The following is an 18,781-nucleotide window of genomic DNA, read 5'->3' as shown; positions in this document are numbered from 1 at the left end:
ACTATCTCAGTCTCTGTGGAGCTTGTGTTCACCCGACTGCTGATTTGGCTCGTTAAAGTCTGTAATGGAGATAATATTGCCGATTTTAATCACGATAGCCGAGAAACTTCTAAACAGACCCCCGGATGAGACTGAGAAGAAGGCTATAAAAGAGATTGCTAAAGCTATTGGTTATGCCCAGCTGGAATTCCACAAGCACTTCGGTGACGATTACGGTATGTCTGGCTCGACCTTCATTGATCGGGAAATCAACCACGAAAAACTCCTGCTGTCGACATTTGCCCGGGGAGAGCGTCTCACCACTGATGACCTTGTTCTTGAAGGATTTGATGAATCTCCCGAGGTGCCCGTAGGGGCCGCAGATTTATTTATTGAAAAATTTTATGATGCCATTGATCAGACCAGGTTACGCGCCCTAGACCGGGACCTGTCACTTCAAAAAGCTGCAAAAGACCGCTCTGAAATTCTCAAGGGAATCAATCGAATAGAGGGATTGCTTCAGCAACGTACTGATGTAAAGGTAGGCCAAGATGACCCTGGACTTGAAACTGTTCTTAACAAGAAAAACCTTCCATCCCCAATACTAGCCGCGATCATCGAACCAAGTCTTGATGGGTTATCAAAACTCATGAAGGAGGGGGAAGCCAAGGATGCACTTGCCTACGCCCAAAGATACATTAATGCCATTGATGCTGCTATAGGAAAAGACAACGGTTCAAAATATCATTCTGTAGTGGAACTGCGCACATATCGTCAGCGGCTATTGTTTGCGGCTGCGTCGGCAGCTTGTTGGCAGGGTGATATTGAATCTGGACGTGAATATTGGTGGCGTGCTCATAAGTTGGGGGCAATTGCTCCCGAATGGCATGAGCAGGCCGTGATAACACTCTTTAATGTTGGACTCAAAGACGAACTCCAACACTTTATGAAGGAGATGGACAAGGAAAGCGAAGTGTACCGAAAGACCGCGGCTCCTTGTCTTGCCTATCTCAAAAAAGATTGGTACAAGATAGATGAACTACTTGCTGATGTCCAGAGTGCAGACCAGATCCTCCATCGTGTCGAGGCTCGTCTTTATATCATAGATGCCAAAGATGCCGGAGCAGTGGAACTTACGGCTGACCTCTTACTGCAAACTGACGGTGACATCACTCATGCGATCGTTAATCTTAAACGTGCTCAGCTAACACTTGACCTATTCAAACGAGTAATTACAGAATACACTCCCCTTGATTACGATCGTGGTCTTCTCGCCAACAATTTGATTGATCGCATAGATGTGGCATTAGAGACAGCCGAGAATGACTCCTTCTTCCGAGCACAAGCTCTCGGCTGTCTTCGTATGGTTGCTGAGCTTCTCAGAGATCGTGAACTCAATGAGCGATTTATGAGCGGGGTTGATATGTTAGACGAAGAAATTCGTTCATCTGTTTTCCCGCTATATGGTGCAAGTTCACCACTAAACAAAATACATCTTCTTCAGAGTGAAGGCCATTTTGATGCCAATATGGCTACAATCCTGAAAGCAGAGTTTTATCAAGACTCGGCGTTACCAGAAAACATTGAGGCTGAGCTCTATGAAGCACTCTTTGCAAGCGTAGAGAAAGAGAAAAGGAAGTATGCACTTCGTCTCCTCGCACAACATTTACGCCGAACGAATCGAACTGAGGAGGCACGGCGACTGATTGATGCCATACCTTTAAGACCCGCAGAAAATTGGCTCGTTCGTGCTGAGAATCTTCCTACCCATGAAACACCCCTTGATATAGTCAACGAAGTTGATGCATTTCCGTTGGATGTAGATGTGGTTGAGCATCTTGCCCAGTTTACTCTATCTGCTGTTAAATCTACCTCTCCAGAAAGCGCTCCACCGGACGAAACCGACTTGAATTATGCTGAAGAGGCTGTTTACTGGACTACTCGTCTGGTGGAAATTCTGCCATCTAGATCATCGAGGTTCCTTTACGCTCAGGCCTTGTACGTTGCCCGGCGTTACGAGGAACTCCTAACAATTAGTCAAGATCTTGATCCAATCTATGCCGAGAAGGCCGCCGAATTTGAAGCGTGGGCACTTATCGGGCTTGGTCGAACGACTGAGGCTATTGATTGCTTTATTTCTGCCAGTAATTTATATCCCGAGTCTATTCATTTTGTCGTCAATGCGGGTCGTTTTCTCTTAATCGAAAATCGACCGGAAAAAGCTGCAATTCTACTTGAACCGCACATTAATTCTGGCTCCCAAGATCCTGACATCTTGCTTATATACGCACAGTCAATCCACGATCAGGCACCAGGTTCACAGGAACACGCATCAATAGCGTTTGATTTGTTGGCTCAGGCATATAATCTGCAACCAGATCCCAACATTGCTCAAAAGGCTTGGCATACAGCACGAGCCGCTGGAAGGGAACAAGAAGCGGAACGTTACTTCGATGCAATGATAGCAGAGATGCCTGTAAAAGTCGTAGTGACAGAGGATGACTTTTCTCAAGCCATGCTCGAAGCAGGTGAGAATCGCGGTGTCTGGATAAAAGGAGGTCTTGAATTCTTGGCCAATATGGTCCAAGAGGATAGGGAAAGATCCGAATTTCTGGGAAAGCTTCTTCGTGCACATGCGCTCTCATATACTGATTTTTTTCACCATTCTGGACGATCATCCTGGGAAATCTGGACTTATTGGACACAACAATTTCAGAAGCGAGGTTCCAAGGGTCAGAAATCTTTTAGAGACTACTTTATACTTACAAACTCCCGGTATGCACACTCAAGATATGATCAACAGCGCAATGATGGAGACACGAAGCTATTTCTTGATCAAACAGCAATCCTAACACTCGGCGTTTTAGGCCCGAAAACGGCAAACCAAATTTTGATCGCCTTGGGAGAAAGTTACGTTCATTCGGGGATATCGGAAGAGTTGGGTAGGGATATAACTCGAATCAACGAAGAATTACTCACTAGTAATGCCATCCCTCAAATCAAGGCAGTTCATTTTTTTCGTCAGAGACCGGATTCTATAGTCCCTTACTCTAGGGAAATTGAAGCGGAGGCACCAGATAATCCAAGCCTTGGACCGTGTCGTGTAGATCTCGGGGTTGCGGTTTTGTACGACGCACTCTACGTCACAGATTTAGGCAATTCTGATGGCTGGCCAGAAGAGGCAAATCGTTTAAGGATCTCGTCGGCAGTCCTTTTAGCCTCGCTCAACGAAGCTGGAGAAGTTACGACAGATGAAGCAATGGATGTGTCGAAAAAGCATTCTAATGCTTTTAAAGGATGGAATACGGAGACGCCCCGACCAATTCCCGAGGCGATCGTATTTGATGAGTACTCAATTCTGGCTTGGGTAGACTCTGGATTGGCCAATGTGTTGGGAAATCGTGTCAAAGTAGGACCATGGGCATGGATTCAAATTTCTGAACAGGCTGAGCGCCAGGAAGCCATGGAATTAGCCTGCGAACGGCTAAAGGATACGAGACGGGTGCTGCAAGCGGCACTTGATGAGGGTATTCTCGTCAAGATTGAAGCGGGTGTCAACACTGAAACACCGGAGGATGCAACCGACAAGCCTAGCGAAGAAGCTCTGCCCATTGAGAAGTTATGGTTGGGTGCTATCAAATCGCTGCGCACGGCGCAATCTCAGGGACTTCAGCTCTGGGCGGACGACCGTTTCTATTCATTGTTACTCAGTTTTGGAGGCCCCAAGAATATGGGAACCGGCGTTAATGAAATTCGCGATCCCTTTGTTGATTGGGGTGCGGCGATACCCCCGATATCAACCCTAGAACTTCTTAATCAAGTTTCTTCGGTTGGACACCTGCCTTCAACTGTGGCACAGGATGCTGCTGCCAAACTATTCTCGCAAGGATATCGCATAGTACCCCCATTAATCCTTACACATACTCTCCGTCAGTATCCAGTGCCGATTTCGCCCCAACTCACACCTCCTTTTCAGGAGCTCGTCCATGCAATTACAGAAATTCCAGAGTATTTCACGGAGACCTTCAACGACCTTTATGGAAATAGGGACGGATTCATTCGTCTCGTATCAAATGATGTGGCAGGGCAATTTATTGTTAGTATCTGGGAAACAGATGAACTCGGTGATGATGAGCGCTCTGCGCTTGCTAATGCATTTTTGGAAGCTGTTGAGTCGGTTTTTGAAGAGGTAACTCCCAAGCCTACGGAATCTCGATTTGATCTTACCCGCTTCTCTTTTTGGAGAGGGGTGATCATTGGACTTCAGACAATTCAAGATCATAGTAAAATTGAACTTCGCTATGATGCACTCCGCTGGTTTGGAAAAGCAGTGGCTCAACGGGATGATAAACTCGAAACTATTGTTCGGGTACTTGAAGATAATGTGCTTGATTCATTGAATCCTGTCCTGAAGATTCTGCGGGAATGCAATGAAATGGAAAGGTTATCACAAGCTATAGCTGCCTATGTAGTTCCCGGACTCACTCCACTTACCGATACGGAACTCATCAACGCACTCGATCCTCTTATGCGTAGGACGATTGGTTTCTTGGCCCAACTTGATCGGGATGGACGAATTAATACGCAAATCTACGCTACATCCGATAGGGAGGGTACCCTACTGGAGATTCCCGAAGAACAAAAAGAGAGTGCTGCAGCCGAGGTTGTATGGCGTGCAGTATCTGGTGATTCGGATTTCCAAAGATTAATTCATGCCACCGATGTGGTCTTCAGTTACTCACATCAAGTTCCGGTAAGCTGGATAGATGCAGGCTTTCCGGCAGAAGAAGAACTCCGTATAAAAGTTCGCTGTTCGCTTTTCTCGCTAATATGGAATGGTCCGCCCGAACTTCAAGAGGTAGTAATTCATTTCCTCATCTTCCATCTATCTTCCGTTGACCCCGCTCTTGCTTACCTGATCTTATTGCAAAAAGATGCCTTGCTCAGTGGCAATCCAGAAAAAACAAGAGAGGCCCGTGACATCGTCGCGATCGAATTGCTGCAAAGCGGGTACTTTGATCTCCAGCGTAATCTTGTCCATGCTGTGCGGCGCTTTAACCAGTATGATGCAGATGCTTTTTCTCAGTTCATAGGTTGGATTGGAGAAGAGGCCGCTCAAGCTTTGGCCAATCATCAGATAAAGCCCAAAGTATGGCAGATCGGATCTTTATTGGTGCCCATAGAGCATTTTATTGGACGTGCCCTGCTGACAGAGCTATTTGATGACGGGAATCTCGTACTGGAACACATTGAGCGTCTAATTAATGCGGGCGACGATCAGGACACGCAAAATACGACTGCATCAGAATTGACAGAATGGCTGGAAGACAAAGTACGTGCTGCTGAAAATGCAAATGATCCATTTGTTGCTGCCTGGGCACTCCGCGCAGTCCTCTTGAGTCTTTCGACGGTAAACCAAGACCTTGAGTTGAATATCAATGGGCATGCTGTTAAGGTTTTAGACTGGGCCACCAATTATATAACAATCGCACTCGCCCCAAATGTCAACCAGCCTTCTGAAATTGAACAACGGATGATTGATCGCCGTCAACTCGCGTCAGCGGCATTATTACTTGCTTCGTTCATCTGCAGTGGACATAAACATCGGGAAGCGTTCGATCAGGTAGAAGATCCTCGGGCAATATGGTTAGAGCACGTATGGCTTATGGCAACCAAGCTCCAGATTGCTTTGATTGGTCTAATGGGAGGATTATCAAATGCAGCCGAATCAGCTACTAAAGCGGTTCAGGAACTTGACTTGGATACAGCAGATGTTCCCATTATTGATGCATTTGATCCGTTTGCATTTGGTCTTAATGGTGATGATATTGGTATTGCACTCACCTTGACGGCAATATTGAAGGTGGTTCGCCAACTTCCAAATAACAATGAACGCCCGACTTGGTGGAGTAATACAATTCAAAGTCTCGTGGAAGAGTTGGCAAGTGTAGGTTCGGACAAAATTCTTCCAAACGAGGAGGAAGTCATCAATCGCTTTGGATTAGCTGCTCCTCTTCGCGTACAGTTAATTGCTCAGCAATTAATAAAATCCCTACCAACTTAGAGATGCCTTAATCGTAGTTTCGAGTTCTCAGGTACTGCTATGCGTAATTCGCAGTACTTGGATCATTGTGACTTACTCCACCATACCGTATCTTTTCGTGGGCTTGTGGAATCAAGAGGCCGTAGAGCAGCATGTTAGGAATCATAGGATCCATAATTGGCGCAGGGGCAACAGTGGCCGTGGTATTGTGGGCCGTTATCAAGAAATTGATTCCGGGTGCAATAGACATAATTGGCAAGCGCATTGAGTATACACACAAACGTGAGCTCGTAAAGCTTGACTCCATACTTAAAGCGCACACGACCTCGCTAACCAACTCAATGGATATCGCCAGTAGAATTGGCGACAGTTCTCGAGATAAGACCATTGAATCAGTAGAATTGCTCTGGAAGGATATTCTGCATTTACAGCGGACATTTGCCTCGCAAGCTGCTATAGTGTCGATTCTGACAAAAGACGAGTTAATTGAGGCAATCAAAGATCCGACTAGTTCCAAGAAGCGAGTGAGGGAGGCCTTAATAGAATTCGCTTCGGAAGGCAAATTAGAGGAGGTTTTTTTTCCAAGACAGGACAAGAGTACGTGTACATACCCGGCCAGTGATTTGTCTGTTATGGTGGGAACGTTCCCTGGCTTTCTGAACGAGATTCGTCCTTTTGTAAGCGACAACGTTTACGCTCTGTATTGTATCCATACGTTCGCTTATTGTAGGTTGGTAAATTTGGTGAGGTCTGGAATGCAATCGCACGAGCCGATCTATTGGAAGGAAGATGAGCTCATGATCGAAACGATTTCTGCTGCTTGGGCATTGACGGGCCAGAAATGGGAAAATCTTAAGGAATCGGATAAACCTAATTTCAGGTCTCTTATCCAGGAACTAAATCGACTATTTCTGCATGAGGCGAAGAAATGCATACGCGGAACTGATGACCTAGCTGAATCTGCGTCCGAGATCAATCTGATTTATCGGGCTGAAGAAGCTGTAAGTCAATACGAGAGGGGCTGGGATTAAGGACGAGAGGGAGTTGCTCTCATACTTTTCGATCCATACGTGCTGCTGTGCATGCTCAGATTGACCTTGTGGTGGAGCTTTATCCTAAAAATTTGAATCTATTAGCTATTGAACCATTCAGTCGTTCAGGACTATGTGGCAAATTATTTGATCATCTAATCTCAATTCTCCAACAACAGTAAGTCTTTCGAGTGGATTAATTTACAGAGCTGTGATAAGTTGATTGTACTATTTGTCATACATACCTTACATAGTTAATTGCATAGACGTAGATCAAAAAACAAAGACTGGTTTTTCTCATGAGGAGATGTAGTTGAGCACTAAACTAAATTCTGGAATGAATGATTTGGATGTCGTTTTAATTGATCCTTTGACCGGTCTGATAGTCCTTTTAGGTCTTCTTTATCCCCCGGCATCTGCAGCCTAGGTCGGTGAGATGCTCAGATGTGTTGTTTCTATTTTTGAATCAGAGAAAATGTTCGAGGTACAACGGAGGATAAAACAGATTTCAAAAATTTTCGTGGAACCTCACATCTCGAATTTGTACCGAGTTGTTTCTTGATCACAATTCCGGCCATTATATCGTTTTATTTGACACTCCCTTAAAAAAGCATAAGCCGGTGCACATGACAGTGGCACTAGAACACTATGAGGCTGAATCAAGAAAGCCGTATCGGATCCTGATGATTCTGGATCAACCGTTCCCACCAGATACCCGTGTAGAGAATGAAGCAAGTTCTTTGGCGAAGGCGGGATTCGAAGTCATATTACTAGTCCTTGCTCCTGATACCCGACAACTAACAGAGAAATATCAGGGGTTTACAATTGTACGTCGGCATGTGCCTAAAAAATTCCGCAACTGGATGCGGGGACTTGCAGGTACAATTCCAATTCTGTCTTGGTATATCGCATGGCAAGTTCGGCGACTCCAGAGGCAATACAGTTTTGATGTTATCCATGCACACGACCTGTATATGTGTGGGGGAGCATTGAAAGCGGGCAGGCGTGCAGGGACCCCAGTAGTTGCCGATTTACACGAAGTCTGGATTTCTGTTCTCGGGATATATGCCTGGAGCACCAGGTTTCCGGGAAAATTGTTCATCAGCATTCGGAGGTGGAAAGTTCTGGAGAAAAAATGGGCGAACAGAGCTGAGAAGGTGATTGTGATCACCGAGCAAATGCGAGATCGGTATATCTCACTTGGATGTTCGGACGGCAAGGTGGTCGCCTTACCTAATACAATCAATACGGAAGCGTTTGATAATTACCCTCTTGACGAGGATATAATCAAGGCGCAGGCATCCGAATTAACCCTGGTTTATGCAGGTACTATCAATCTCCACCGAGGGCTGGATTTTCTACTTGATTCCATGTCGCTTGTACTTCGGCGGTGCAAAGCACGTCTGGTCATTGTCGGGGAGGGGCGAATTCGACCCGAACTGGAAGCACAGGCAGAATCATTGGGAATCGCGGATCACGTGTTCTTTGAAGGCTGGAGACCTCAGGCTGAAATCAAAAGTTATATTTTGGCCAGTGACGTATGCCTCATACCGTTGGTTAAGTGTGAACAGACCGACAAGGCAGCAGCACATAAGTTATTCCACTACATGTATCTGAAACGCCCTGTAATCGCTACAAATTGCACCTATACTCAGCAAGTTGTAGAAGAAACTGATTGTGGGATTGTTGTACCCTACGGAGATCATGAAGCCCTTGCCTCAAGTATCATTGAGTTATACAGAAATCCATCACGCCGCAAAGAAATGGGAATCAATGGACACCAGGCTGTCAAAGAACGATATAACTGGGAACACTCGGCGCGTACATTGATTGGGATGTATCGTGAAATGGAGAGGAAATCAACTTCCAGACAATAAATTGTTAAAAAATCCTTCCGTAGATTTCCTCATAGTGCAATTGATTGAGGTTTGATGATCCTATGCTCAGCAAGTTAGAACGAATGTGGCGCGGTATTAGATGGACGATTCTTGGCCGTCAATCAACATTGGGTGAGCAAGAAAAGTCCTCAGGAGCTCGGCGGCGCGCGATGATTTTCAGTTTGGCGGCATCACTCATGATCTGGCTGATGCTCAGCCTTTCGGAGAATTATTATCTGTCAGTGGAGTACATGACCTGTGTTTCACAGGCAGAGGAAATTTCCTCTCCTTGCGTTTCCGGGATGGATGAGGATTCCGCATTAGTGCAACCATTGCCAGAGGCAATTCGCACCACCTTGTATGGTCCAGGGCTCAACCTGCTCGTACAGCGTTTTCGGGCCCGTTACTGGAATAGTCCGATCACATTTGATTCGGATCAGGGAGTGGTTGATACACAGTTACTGCTTCGAATTCCCGAAGAGGTAAGTATTGAAAGTATTATACCGGAAAGGATCGACTTTGAGAAAGAGCCAAGAAGCGAACTTCTGGTTCCTATCGAATCACGTATAAGGTTTGTACCCCAGCCACCACATTTTTTCGTGGGTAAACCACAACTTGACCCTGATAGTGTATGGGTTTCAGGACCGGTGTCGGTGATGAATCAATTGTTGACATGGCCCACAAAGTCAGACACCATTGTGGCGACCGGCGACAGTGTGCGTTTCCAGATTGACTTGGCGGATTCCCTCGCAGGCCTGGTAAGCTTGAGGACGAATAATACGACCGTTATTCGATCTTCCCCACAATTCACAGAGGGGCAAAGAGAGCAGGTACGAGTAGAGATTGAAGGAATCCCGAATGCAAACAGCGTGGTTCAGCTTGATCCGGAGTCCGTGACGATCACCTATCAAATACCCTTATCCAGATTCCTCGAGGCTCGGCAATCACAACTGATCCGAGCCGTGATCTCTTACTCCGAAATCTATGATGATACGACGGGGCGTGTGGAACCTACTGTAGAATATCCAGAAGAGTTTATGTTGCGCCAAGTCACAGTGTCTCCAGAGCGGCTTCGATATTTTATTAATATCGGATCCCAGTAATACCACGATGGGCAACAACAAAGTGGGGGCATGGTTTAACCCTTAGTCCTAACGACTGCGACATGGCCTGGTCACTTTGGCCCAAAAGTAGGGTCGAGTACTACAACACTCCGCAGGGGATTCTTACTGAGTCGGGTATCTGGTACAGAACGACCGTCGACCTTCTGAATGAATATGCAGGCGAGCTTTTTGAGCGCGAGCCGCTTGGGTTGCATTTAGCGCGTTCAGATATCTGGATCCGTTCCCCCCATACGCTGTCTCTCTGGCTGCTTGCTCCAGGCATCCTGTACTATCATCCCTGGCAGCTGGTAGTAGCCATACCACTTTTTTTTCTCGTGTGGCAAATCGTGGCTCCAGCTTTGGTGAACCGCACCACGGTCTCTTTATTGAGCGTATTGGATGCCGTAATCCTACAAGCTGTTCTCTACGCCGGGGTGATGTCAGTGCTTGCCCTGTCTGGTCAGTACGAGTCTTTAGCTGTGGGACTGATAGGATTTATATGCCTTCGCTGGGGTATTCTGACTTATCTGACGCGTCCAATAGTTGTCCGCTGCTGGAAAACAATGTATAAACTTCCCGTACCTGATCATATATTGCGGGCCTTTATGGTTCGGAGCGCACTAAGGAATGGGATCAATCTTGCTGGCTTTGAAGAAATTGAGCAGAACGTTATCGATAATATGTTTAAGAGGAAGCCTCAGAGGGGGGAACCGTAGATGCTGAATCATGTGTATGCCAATTCGGTCGACGAATTACGGGCTGGAGTAAGGCGTTTGCTTGAAAAATCATACCACTCATCGCAAACGAGGATTGCTCGGGTTTCGGTAATATTGGACGGCGTAACCCCACTGGAGTGGTTAATCCATCGTCCAGAAGGAGGGCGTGTCTACTGGTCGGGCAGGGATTATGGGATTGAAGTAGCGGCTTTTGGCGAGGCAGATTGCCACTACTCATCCTCCGCCACAGATCTACAGGGGCTGCGTAGTGGGCTTGGGACGATGCTATCAGAATGTGAGCATGGGGTACGTTATTACGGAGGCATTCGCTTCGACCTGCATCACTCAGGCGAGGAGCAGTGGTCTTCTTTTGGATCATGGCGGTTCGTACTGCCGAGATTTGAGGTTCGCAAGAACTCCAAGGGTACGATGCTCATGTGCAATCTTGTGATCCCAAATGATCAGCCGCAAATAGAATCGATTCTCGATCAGGTGGATAGCTTGCATGGCTCCATCCAAGGAACAGAAACCAATTCAAAGTCTACGGGTCACCGTTTTCGACCGGACTTTGAGGATTGGGGGTTGATGGTTGACAGTGCACTCAATGCGTTCAACCATACTTCTTTGGATAAAGTAGTGCTCGCACGAGAGGCTTCCGTAGATTTTTCAGGTCCACTGGCACCAGTCTCTATCATTCAGGCATTGAAAAAAATCTCCCCCAATTGTTTTCATTTTCTTTTTGAACCCGCTCTCGGGGAAGCATTTTTGGGCGCCTCACCGGAACGATTATTCAGACGGGAAGGACGATCTATTGAAAGTGAAGCAGTTGCGGGGACTCGACCTCGTGGGGCATCTGAGGTGGATGATGCAAGAATGATTGATGAGTTGTACAGTAGTGCGAAAGAGCAGCGGGAGCATGAATTTGTCCGAATCAGTCTGCAGGAAGAGGTTACGTCATTAGCAGCATATGTAACGATGGACACGTTGCCTTCCATTATGCGTCTGACCTCAGAGATTCACCTAGTTTCCCGGTTGCGTGCGATTATGCAGCAGGAGTACACAAGCTTAGACGTATTGGAAGCATTACATCCGTCGCCTGCGGTGGGGGGATATCCATCCGAGCAGGCGTTGGATCTAATTCGGCGGAAGGAGCCCTTTGATCGGGGATGGTATGCAGGGCCAGTGGGTTGGTTAGGGGTCAATGAAGCGGAATTCGCTGTAGCAATACGCTCAGGGCTTATATCTGGGTCAATGATCCGACTTTATTCGGGAGCGGGCATTGTTCGTGGATCTACTCCCCTAGATGAATGGCACGAAATTGGACACAAGATTGGTGATTTGGCACAGGTGTTAGGGTTATATGATTCTGCCGTTCAGTCAGAACTCCAGCGCGCATGAGTCAGAGCAATGCTGAAAGAGCACGCCTGATCATCGGGGAGTTGGTGCGTTGTGGGATTGACCAATTTGTCATAGCCTCGGGGTTTCGAAGTGCTCCTCTTGCTTTGGCTGCGGCTAGTCATCCATCTGCTCAAGTGACCGTGCACTTTGACGAACGGGGCAGTGCATTTTTTGCATTAGGATACGGCCGGGCAACCCGTAAACCGTGCGTATGGATCACGACCTCTGGGACAGCCGTAGCAAACGGTCTTCCTGCTGTAGTAGAATCTGCTATGGATGAGGTCCCATTGATTTGCCTCACGGCGGATCGTCCTCCAGAACTCCGCGACACCGGTGCAAATCAAACGATTGACCAGATTCACATTTTTGGCAGTTATCCCAATTGGTTTGCAGACTTGCCTGCTCCCGGCGCAGAACAGGATGCGTCATTTATCCGCACCACAATCGATTATGCAGTACACCGGGCACTCGGTGGTCCGGTGCATCTGAATTGTATGTTTAGGGAGCCGTTATTGGAAACGAATGACAAAGATCGTTCGATCCCGGCAATCCCGTGGGAAACAGAAGGAGTTCCCAGAACACTCTATCAAACAGAAGCCAAATCTACAGTTACTCTGGATGATGAATTACTGCAGAAAATCTCCAACGCTCAGCGTGGTTTGGTGGTGTCAGGAAGATTGCGAACCCTCGAGGAAGGAGAAGCTATCAGTAATTTGGCCAATCATTTGGGATGGCCTCTAATGGCAGATATTTGTGCTCCAGTCCCTTCCACTGAGAGCTCGGTGAATTTTTTTGATCTGATCGTACGCAGTAAACCATCTATACAGAGGCATCAACCCGATCTAATCCTGCACTTTGGAGCACCACTCGTATCCAAAGAGCTACAGAATTTTTTGGCCAACTCTTCCTCAAAAACGTACGTGGCAATTTCGCCATCGGACAGTAGGATTGATCCATGTCACACCGTAACAGATCGTGTCCAATCAACGATCCCGGATTTTTGCGATGGCCTGTTAAATATTCCATCTGGAAATTCATCTGACACGGCATGGCGAAACGTCTGGATGCGTGCAGATGCAGCGGTTTGGGACACACTTTCGAACGTGCTGCAGAAGGATCTCTCCGAGCCATCTCTGGCATGGATACTCTCCGATTTACTGGACAGTACGAATTGGGTATTCGGTGCCAGTAGCATGCCAATTAGAGACTTGCAAGCGTTTTTCCGGCGGGGTAACGATGCTCCACGGGTTTTTGCGAATCGCGGTGCCAGTGGTATTGATGGCACTCTTGCCACGGCCGCAGGGATTGCCGAAGCTAAGCTTGGTTATGGGGCTGTCCTGTTGGGAGATTTGGCCATGCTGCATGATGTGAACTCACTGAACCTCCTAAGAGAGCGTGACGTGATTGTCGTTGTGGTTAACAATAATGGGGGTGGTATCTTTCACATGCTTCCGGTTGCTCTGGGTCATGAAGAGTTTGAAAAAGTTTTAGGAACCCCCCATGGCATGGATTTTCGATGGGCTGCTGCACAGTTTCAAATTCCATATTCCTCGGTGGATTCCTGCGAGGAGTTTCGAGAGACCTGGCAATCTGCAGCATCTTCATCCGGCCCATATCTGATTGAAGTGCAAACGGATCGGGCTCAGAATGCAGAGTTGCATAACGCTCTCTACCGCCTTGTCAGCGAAGCAGTTCGAAGTTCGATTTAGAATCATTGATTACGACTATGTCCAAAAAACAACACCACTTTACATACCGACCTATCGTCGAAGGCTCGATAGAATGGGAGGGTTGCGGCGACTACAAGGATATTCTGTATGAGAAGGGAATTCCAGATACGGAAACGGCAGGAATCGCGAAAGTAACTATCAATCGCCCAGAGGTTCGGAATGCTTTTCGTCCACTGACTGTGGCAGAGATGCAGGATGCCTTCGCAAAGGCACGTGATGATTCATCCATTGGGGTCATCATTTTGACCGGAGAAGGGCCGGATGCGTTTTGCTCTGGCGGGGATCAGCGCATTCGGGGAGATCACGGATATACAGAGGAGGGCTCAGGAATTCAGCGATTAAACGTTCTTGATCTGCAGAGGCAGATTCGAACTTGTCCAAAGCCTGTGATCGCCATGGTCGCAGGGTGGGCCGTGGGAGGAGGCCATGTCCTACATGTTATCTGCGATCTCACCATTGCCGCAGATAATGCCAAGTTCATGCAGACGGGCCCGAAGGTTGGCTCGTTTGATGGCGGTTATGGGGCAAGTTATCTTGCCCGTCACGTAGGTCAGAAAAAAGCCAGAGAGATTTGGTTTCTATGCCGGCCCTACAATGCTTCGGAAGCTTTGGACATGGGACTCGTGAATACAGTGGTGAAGTTGGATGACCTAGAGCGTACAACGGTACAGTGGTGTAGAGAAATTCTCATGAATTCGAATATTGCCATCCGCATGTTGAAGGCTGGATTCAATGCCGATTGTGATGGACAGGCAGGCCTGCAAGAGTTGGCGGGGCATGCAACCATGTTATTTTATATGACCGAGGAAGGGCAGGAGGGGAAGAATGCATACCTGAATAAACGTCCACCTAACTTTGACAAGGACGGATATAAGCCATGAACGGCAGCCCGGTCCGTGCTTGGGTTTTAGCATCTCGTCCGAAGACGCTGCCTGTTGCCATCGCCCCTGTTCTTGTCGGATCTGCGATGGCATGGGACGACGGCATCTTCAATATTGGTATTGCCCTGATTACAGTGGTCTGTGCACTTCTGATCACGATTGGGACAAACCTCTGCAACGACTACGCTGATTTTATGAGCGGCGTGGATACGACGAATCGAAAAGGTCCCACACGCGTCACCCAGGCTGGCTTAATCGCTGCCCAACATGTCCTGGTGGCCACGGTATTGGTCTATTGCATCGCAACAGCTCTAGGGATGATTCTGGTCTATCGAGGCGGTTGGGGAGTTTCTATCATTGGCTTTGCGTCAATCCTGGCCGGGATACTTTATACAGCCGGCCCATGGCCGTATGGCTACAAAGGTCTGGGAGACCTATTCGTCTTGATTTTCTTTGGCCCTGTGGCTGTTGGGGGGACCTACTATGTTCAAACACTGGAGATTACATTAAGCGTGATCATTATCGGCCTCGCACCTGGCCTGTTATCCGTAGCAATCCTCACCGTGAATAATATTCGTGACATAGTGGAGGATCGCAAAGCAAATAAGAAAACATTAGTGGTTCGATTCGGGCGCAAATTCGGCATTGGCCTATGGCTTGGCTGTGTTGTCATTGCAGCCCTGCTACCACTAGAATTTGTTCGTGTTACGGGTGATCATGTATGGGCAGGACTCACCGTCCTAATTTTAATTCCGGCCATAAGTATCCTGCATAAGCTGATAACCATTCACGATTCTACCGACCTGAATCCACTCCTCGGACAAACGGCATTTTTGCTCCTTGGATACAGTGTGATTTTTGCGTTGTTTTGGTAGAAAGCCCTATATCGTTAGAATTTCTGCGGATAAATCTCTAAGCTGTTTGTTATGGAAAACCGGTTAAACAAAACGCATGAGAGGCGATTTAGCAACTCACTGAAATTTTTGCATGCCACCTCCCCTCCACCAGCACGAATTCTTGACCTAGGCACCCCAAATGAACTCGGTAGGCGGATGCAGCTTGCAGGATACGAGGTCACGAACACCGAAGGAGACCTGGAACAGGTTACCACTCCTTTGGGAGAGGATGTAGATCTCGTTACCGCATTCGAGATTTTGGAACACTTGGTTTCTCCCTACAATGTTCTGCGTGCAATCCAGGCTCCCAAGCTTATTGCGACGGTACCACTTCGTTTGTGGTTCGCATCCGCGTATTGTAACCCATCTGATCCATGGGATCGGCATTTCCATGAATTTGAAGACTGGCAGTTTGATTGGCTCCTGGAGCAGGCAGGATGGAAAATCATTCGCACTGAGAAATGGACTAGTTACGGTGAATTAGTAGGTATTCGCCCACTTCTACGCCGGTTTATACCTCGTTACTATGCGGTTGAGGCGATTCGATCCGATTAACACTGGATGTCATAATTCGCTCAGAATTGACAAATCCAGATCAGTTTTTTTTATCGGGTGTCTGTCGAATTGAAGCTTTGGACGGTTCAATGGCAGCGGATCTATAAGTACATCACGCTCAAATAAATTATAGGTGTCTAGGCCGTGCACTTCCCCGGGCACGTTCCCAGCTAATTCGACCAGTCCCAACATCCCGATGCCGGATTCGTAGGAAGAACTGATTATCCACCGGATGTGTTCGGCCTGCACCTGTTTGATTCTTTTAATAGTTCCGGTCATTCCCCCTGAAAGGGTGGGCTTGAGAACATAAACGTCGGCAAATTTACAGTACCGTTCTGCTTCAGGTTCACGGAGAGTTTCATCTAGAGCCAAGGGGACATGGCTGGCTCGGGCAAACGCCGCAAGTTGAGATTTGTCCTTCAGGGGTTCTTCGATATAATCAAATGCCAAGTGACGTGTGGCATCAAGAAATGCCTGGGCACTCTGCAGGGTCCAGGCCCGGTTTGCATCAATACGGACATCGATATCGGGGTTTTCACAGCAAACCGAGTGTACGAACTCAAGATCTTCGTCCAATGCCTGTCTTCCAACCTTAATCTTTACTGCTTGGTAGCCATGGAGGGTAGTCATGGACTCAGGATTTTTATGACCCTGTCGGTTCAGGAGCCTGCAGCATGCAACCGGTGGCAGTTTAGTCTCTGATTGATTCTTTATTGCGGCATTCAGGTTGAGTTGTGCAAGCTCAAATCCAAATCGCACAGAAGGGGAGAGATTGGAGTCTCCAAAATCAAGCGACTCTATCGGGGTGTCCGCGAGTAGTTTTGCGAGGGTCGTTGCCTGGGATTGTGCTTCTGAGAATGATTCCTGGCTGAATCCCGGCAGTGGAGCAATATCTCCCCAACCTTCATCATTCCCACTCCGAAAACACACCAGAAGTCCATCCCGATACGAACAGAGCTGATTCTTCCATGTGATAGGATGAATCAGCTGCAATTGATACCAATAAACACTGACTGAATCAACAATGCACATTCAAAAGCGGTTGGTTTAGGTTTCCCTATCTTACAATAGGAACATATTGGATCACGGAGAGTTCAAACATATATAACACATTAGTTTATTTTCTTGAATACGACCAATTGCTTACAAGTCATCCTTCAATCTCGAATGTTGGATTTCTGGTAATCTTTGGGTATTCTTCAATTGAGTTAACTGCTTGCTCAGATCCTCCTTTCTGGCCTACTCCTAATCTGAAGTTATAATGGTACGTGTTGCTGTGAAACCTGAGCTTCTGCGCTGGGCACGCGAACGTGCCGGAGTCACACTGGAAGATCTTGAGAAGAAGAAAAAGTTCAAGAAATTACCAGAATGGGAAAGTGATCGTGATATTTTTCCCACTTTAAATCAGCTTGAGGAATTTGCCAAGGCGGTGCATGTTCCACTGGGATATTTGTTTCTCGACGAGCCCCCAGAAGAACGTCTCCCTATTGCGGACTTTCGTACGATTGGAAATACGCAAAGGGCCAAACCAAGCCCGAATCTCATTGATACGATCTATGCGATGCAGCGTCGGCAAGACTGGATGCACGATTATATGATCGAATGCCAAGCGAGTCCATTGCCGTTTGCTGGAAGTGCCGGTCTTGGTGATGACCCCGGCACAATTGGGATGGAGATGAGAAATATGATGGGACTGAATCGTGGGTGGGCAGGGAAAGTTAGCACATGGCAAGACGCGGTGGCTAGGCTTCGCCGGGATATTGAAAAACTTGGAGTGATGGCAGTTATTAACGGTGTCGTTGGGAATAGCAACCATCGTAGTTTGAATGTGAAGGAATTCCGAGGTTTTGCTCTTACCGATCAGTATGCCCCTCTGATTTTCGTGAACGGTAAAGATTCGAAAGCTGCCCAGATGTTCACCCTAGCTCACGAACTGGCACATATCTGGCTCGGAGAAAGTGGACTCTCTGGTTTCGAGAAGATGATTCCTGCAGGAACCGAAATAGAAGAATGGTGCAATCGTGCTGCGGCTGAATTTCTGTTGCCATCGCAGGAATTGATTCAACGCTGGAACCAGGTTAAAGGGCAGGAGAGTCCCTACAGGATACTTGCAAGAGAATACAAAGTAAGCCCAATAGTTGCTGCACGTAGAGCTCTAGACTTACAACTAATTGAAAGGGCTACCTATTTTGAGTTTTACGAGGACTACATCAGCCAACCAATCAAAAGTAAAAGATCTTCTTCTGGGGGCGATTTTTATAGGACTCAAAACGTACGCGTCGGCAGACTTTTCGCAACTCGTGTGATCGGAGCGGCGATGGAAGGCAAAATTGGATTCAAACGGGCCTATGAGTTGACGGGGCTTTGGGGAGGATCCTTCCGGGGTTATGCCAAAGAATTAGGTATCCAGCTCAACTGATGCAAGGGAACTTCTTCCTTATTGACTCCGATGCTTTGATTACTGCTCACAGACGGTATTACTCGTTTGATATATGTCCTGGCTTCTGGAATAATCTGCTTAGATGTCATAAGGAGGAAAGGATATTTAGCATTAACCGTGTCAGGCAAGAAT

General features: G+C 47.3%; 13 protein-coding genes. 12 read left to right on the top strand and 1 reads right to left on the bottom strand.

What is annotated here, in order from left to right:
* Positions 1–76 precede the first annotated feature (76 nt).
* From F4Y64_06795 to F4Y64_06750, 10 genes are all read left to right on the top strand, one after another.
* Positions 77–6,043, top strand: coding sequence for a hypothetical protein (locus F4Y64_06795; GenBank protein ID MXX97306.1), 5,967 nt, complete (start codon positions 77–79; stop codon positions 6,041–6,043).
* Between the two features lie 131 nt (positions 6,044–6,174).
* Entirely contained in the window at positions 6,175–7,053 is an 879-nt protein-coding gene (locus tag F4Y64_06790) for a hypothetical protein (protein MXX97305.1), read from the top strand.
* 620 nt (positions 7,054–7,673) lie between these two features.
* The gene (locus F4Y64_06785) at positions 7,674–8,930 is read left to right on the top strand and encodes a glycosyltransferase family 4 protein (protein ID MXX97304.1); all 1,257 of its coding nucleotides are present in this window, start codon (positions 7,674–7,676) and stop codon (positions 8,928–8,930) included.
* An 83-nt stretch (positions 8,931–9,013) separates the two neighbouring features.
* Positions 9,014–10,033 (top strand): hypothetical protein, encoded by a 1,020-nt coding sequence (locus F4Y64_06780; protein ID MXX97303.1) that lies wholly within the window; start codon positions 9,014–9,016, stop codon positions 10,031–10,033.
* 62 nt (positions 10,034–10,095) lie between these two features.
* Positions 10,096–10,749 carry a hypothetical protein gene (locus F4Y64_06775; protein ID MXX97302.1) on the top strand — a complete coding sequence of 218 codons (654 nt, stop codon included), beginning with the start codon at positions 10,096–10,098 and terminating at the stop codon, positions 10,747–10,749.
* A complete protein-coding gene (locus F4Y64_06770) occupies positions 10,750–12,147 on the top strand; it encodes an isochorismate synthase (GenBank protein ID MXX97301.1) in 1,398 nt (465 codons plus the stop codon).
* The gene (gene menD / locus F4Y64_06765; protein ID MXX97300.1) at positions 12,144–13,856 is read left to right on the top strand and encodes a 2-succinyl-5-enolpyruvyl-6-hydroxy-3-cyclohexene-1-carboxylic-acid synthase; all 1,713 of its coding nucleotides are present in this window, start codon (positions 12,144–12,146) and stop codon (positions 13,854–13,856) included. The genes F4Y64_06770 and menD overlap by 4 nt, the downstream gene beginning before the upstream one ends.
* Positions 13,857–13,873: 17 nt before the next feature.
* Positions 13,874–14,758, top strand: a complete 885-nt coding sequence (gene menB, locus F4Y64_06760; GenBank protein ID MXX97299.1) for a 1,4-dihydroxy-2-naphthoyl-CoA synthase — start codon at positions 13,874–13,876, stop codon at positions 14,756–14,758.
* A complete protein-coding gene (locus F4Y64_06755; GenBank protein MXX97298.1) occupies positions 14,755–15,633 on the top strand; it encodes a 1,4-dihydroxy-2-naphthoate polyprenyltransferase in 879 nt (292 codons plus the stop codon). The genes menB and F4Y64_06755 overlap by 4 nt, the downstream gene beginning before the upstream one ends.
* A gap of 51 nt (positions 15,634–15,684) precedes the next feature.
* Positions 15,685–16,209, top strand: a complete 525-nt coding sequence (locus tag F4Y64_06750; protein MXX97297.1) for a class I SAM-dependent methyltransferase — start codon at positions 15,685–15,687, stop codon at positions 16,207–16,209.
* Positions 16,210–16,218: 9 nt separating this feature from the next.
* Here the strand turns inward: F4Y64_06750 and menC are convergent, their stop codons facing one another.
* The gene (menC, locus tag F4Y64_06745; GenBank protein ID MXX97296.1) at positions 16,219–17,241 is read right to left on the bottom strand and encodes an o-succinylbenzoate synthase; all 1,023 of its coding nucleotides are present in this window, start codon (positions 17,239–17,241) and stop codon (positions 16,219–16,221) included.
* 229 nt (positions 17,242–17,470) lie between these two features.
* Here menC and F4Y64_06740 point away from each other — a divergent pair, with 229 nt between their 5' ends.
* Together F4Y64_06740 and F4Y64_06735 are read left to right on the top strand one after the other, a co-directional pair.
* Positions 17,471–18,628, top strand: a complete 1,158-nt coding sequence (locus F4Y64_06740) for an ImmA/IrrE family metallo-endopeptidase (protein MXX97295.1) — start codon at positions 17,471–17,473, stop codon at positions 18,626–18,628.
* Positions 18,628–18,781 (top strand): DUF4411 family protein (locus tag F4Y64_06735; GenBank protein MXX97294.1); only part of this gene is annotated, 154 nt, incomplete at its 3' end. The genes F4Y64_06740 and F4Y64_06735, both read left to right, overlap by 1 nt.

The sequence above is a fragment of the Rhodothermaceae bacterium genome (genome assembly GCA_009838195.1).
GTDB lineage: Bacteria > Bacteroidota > Rhodothermia > Rhodothermales > Bin80 > Bin80.
This window is presented reverse-complemented; position numbering and strand designations above follow the sequence as displayed.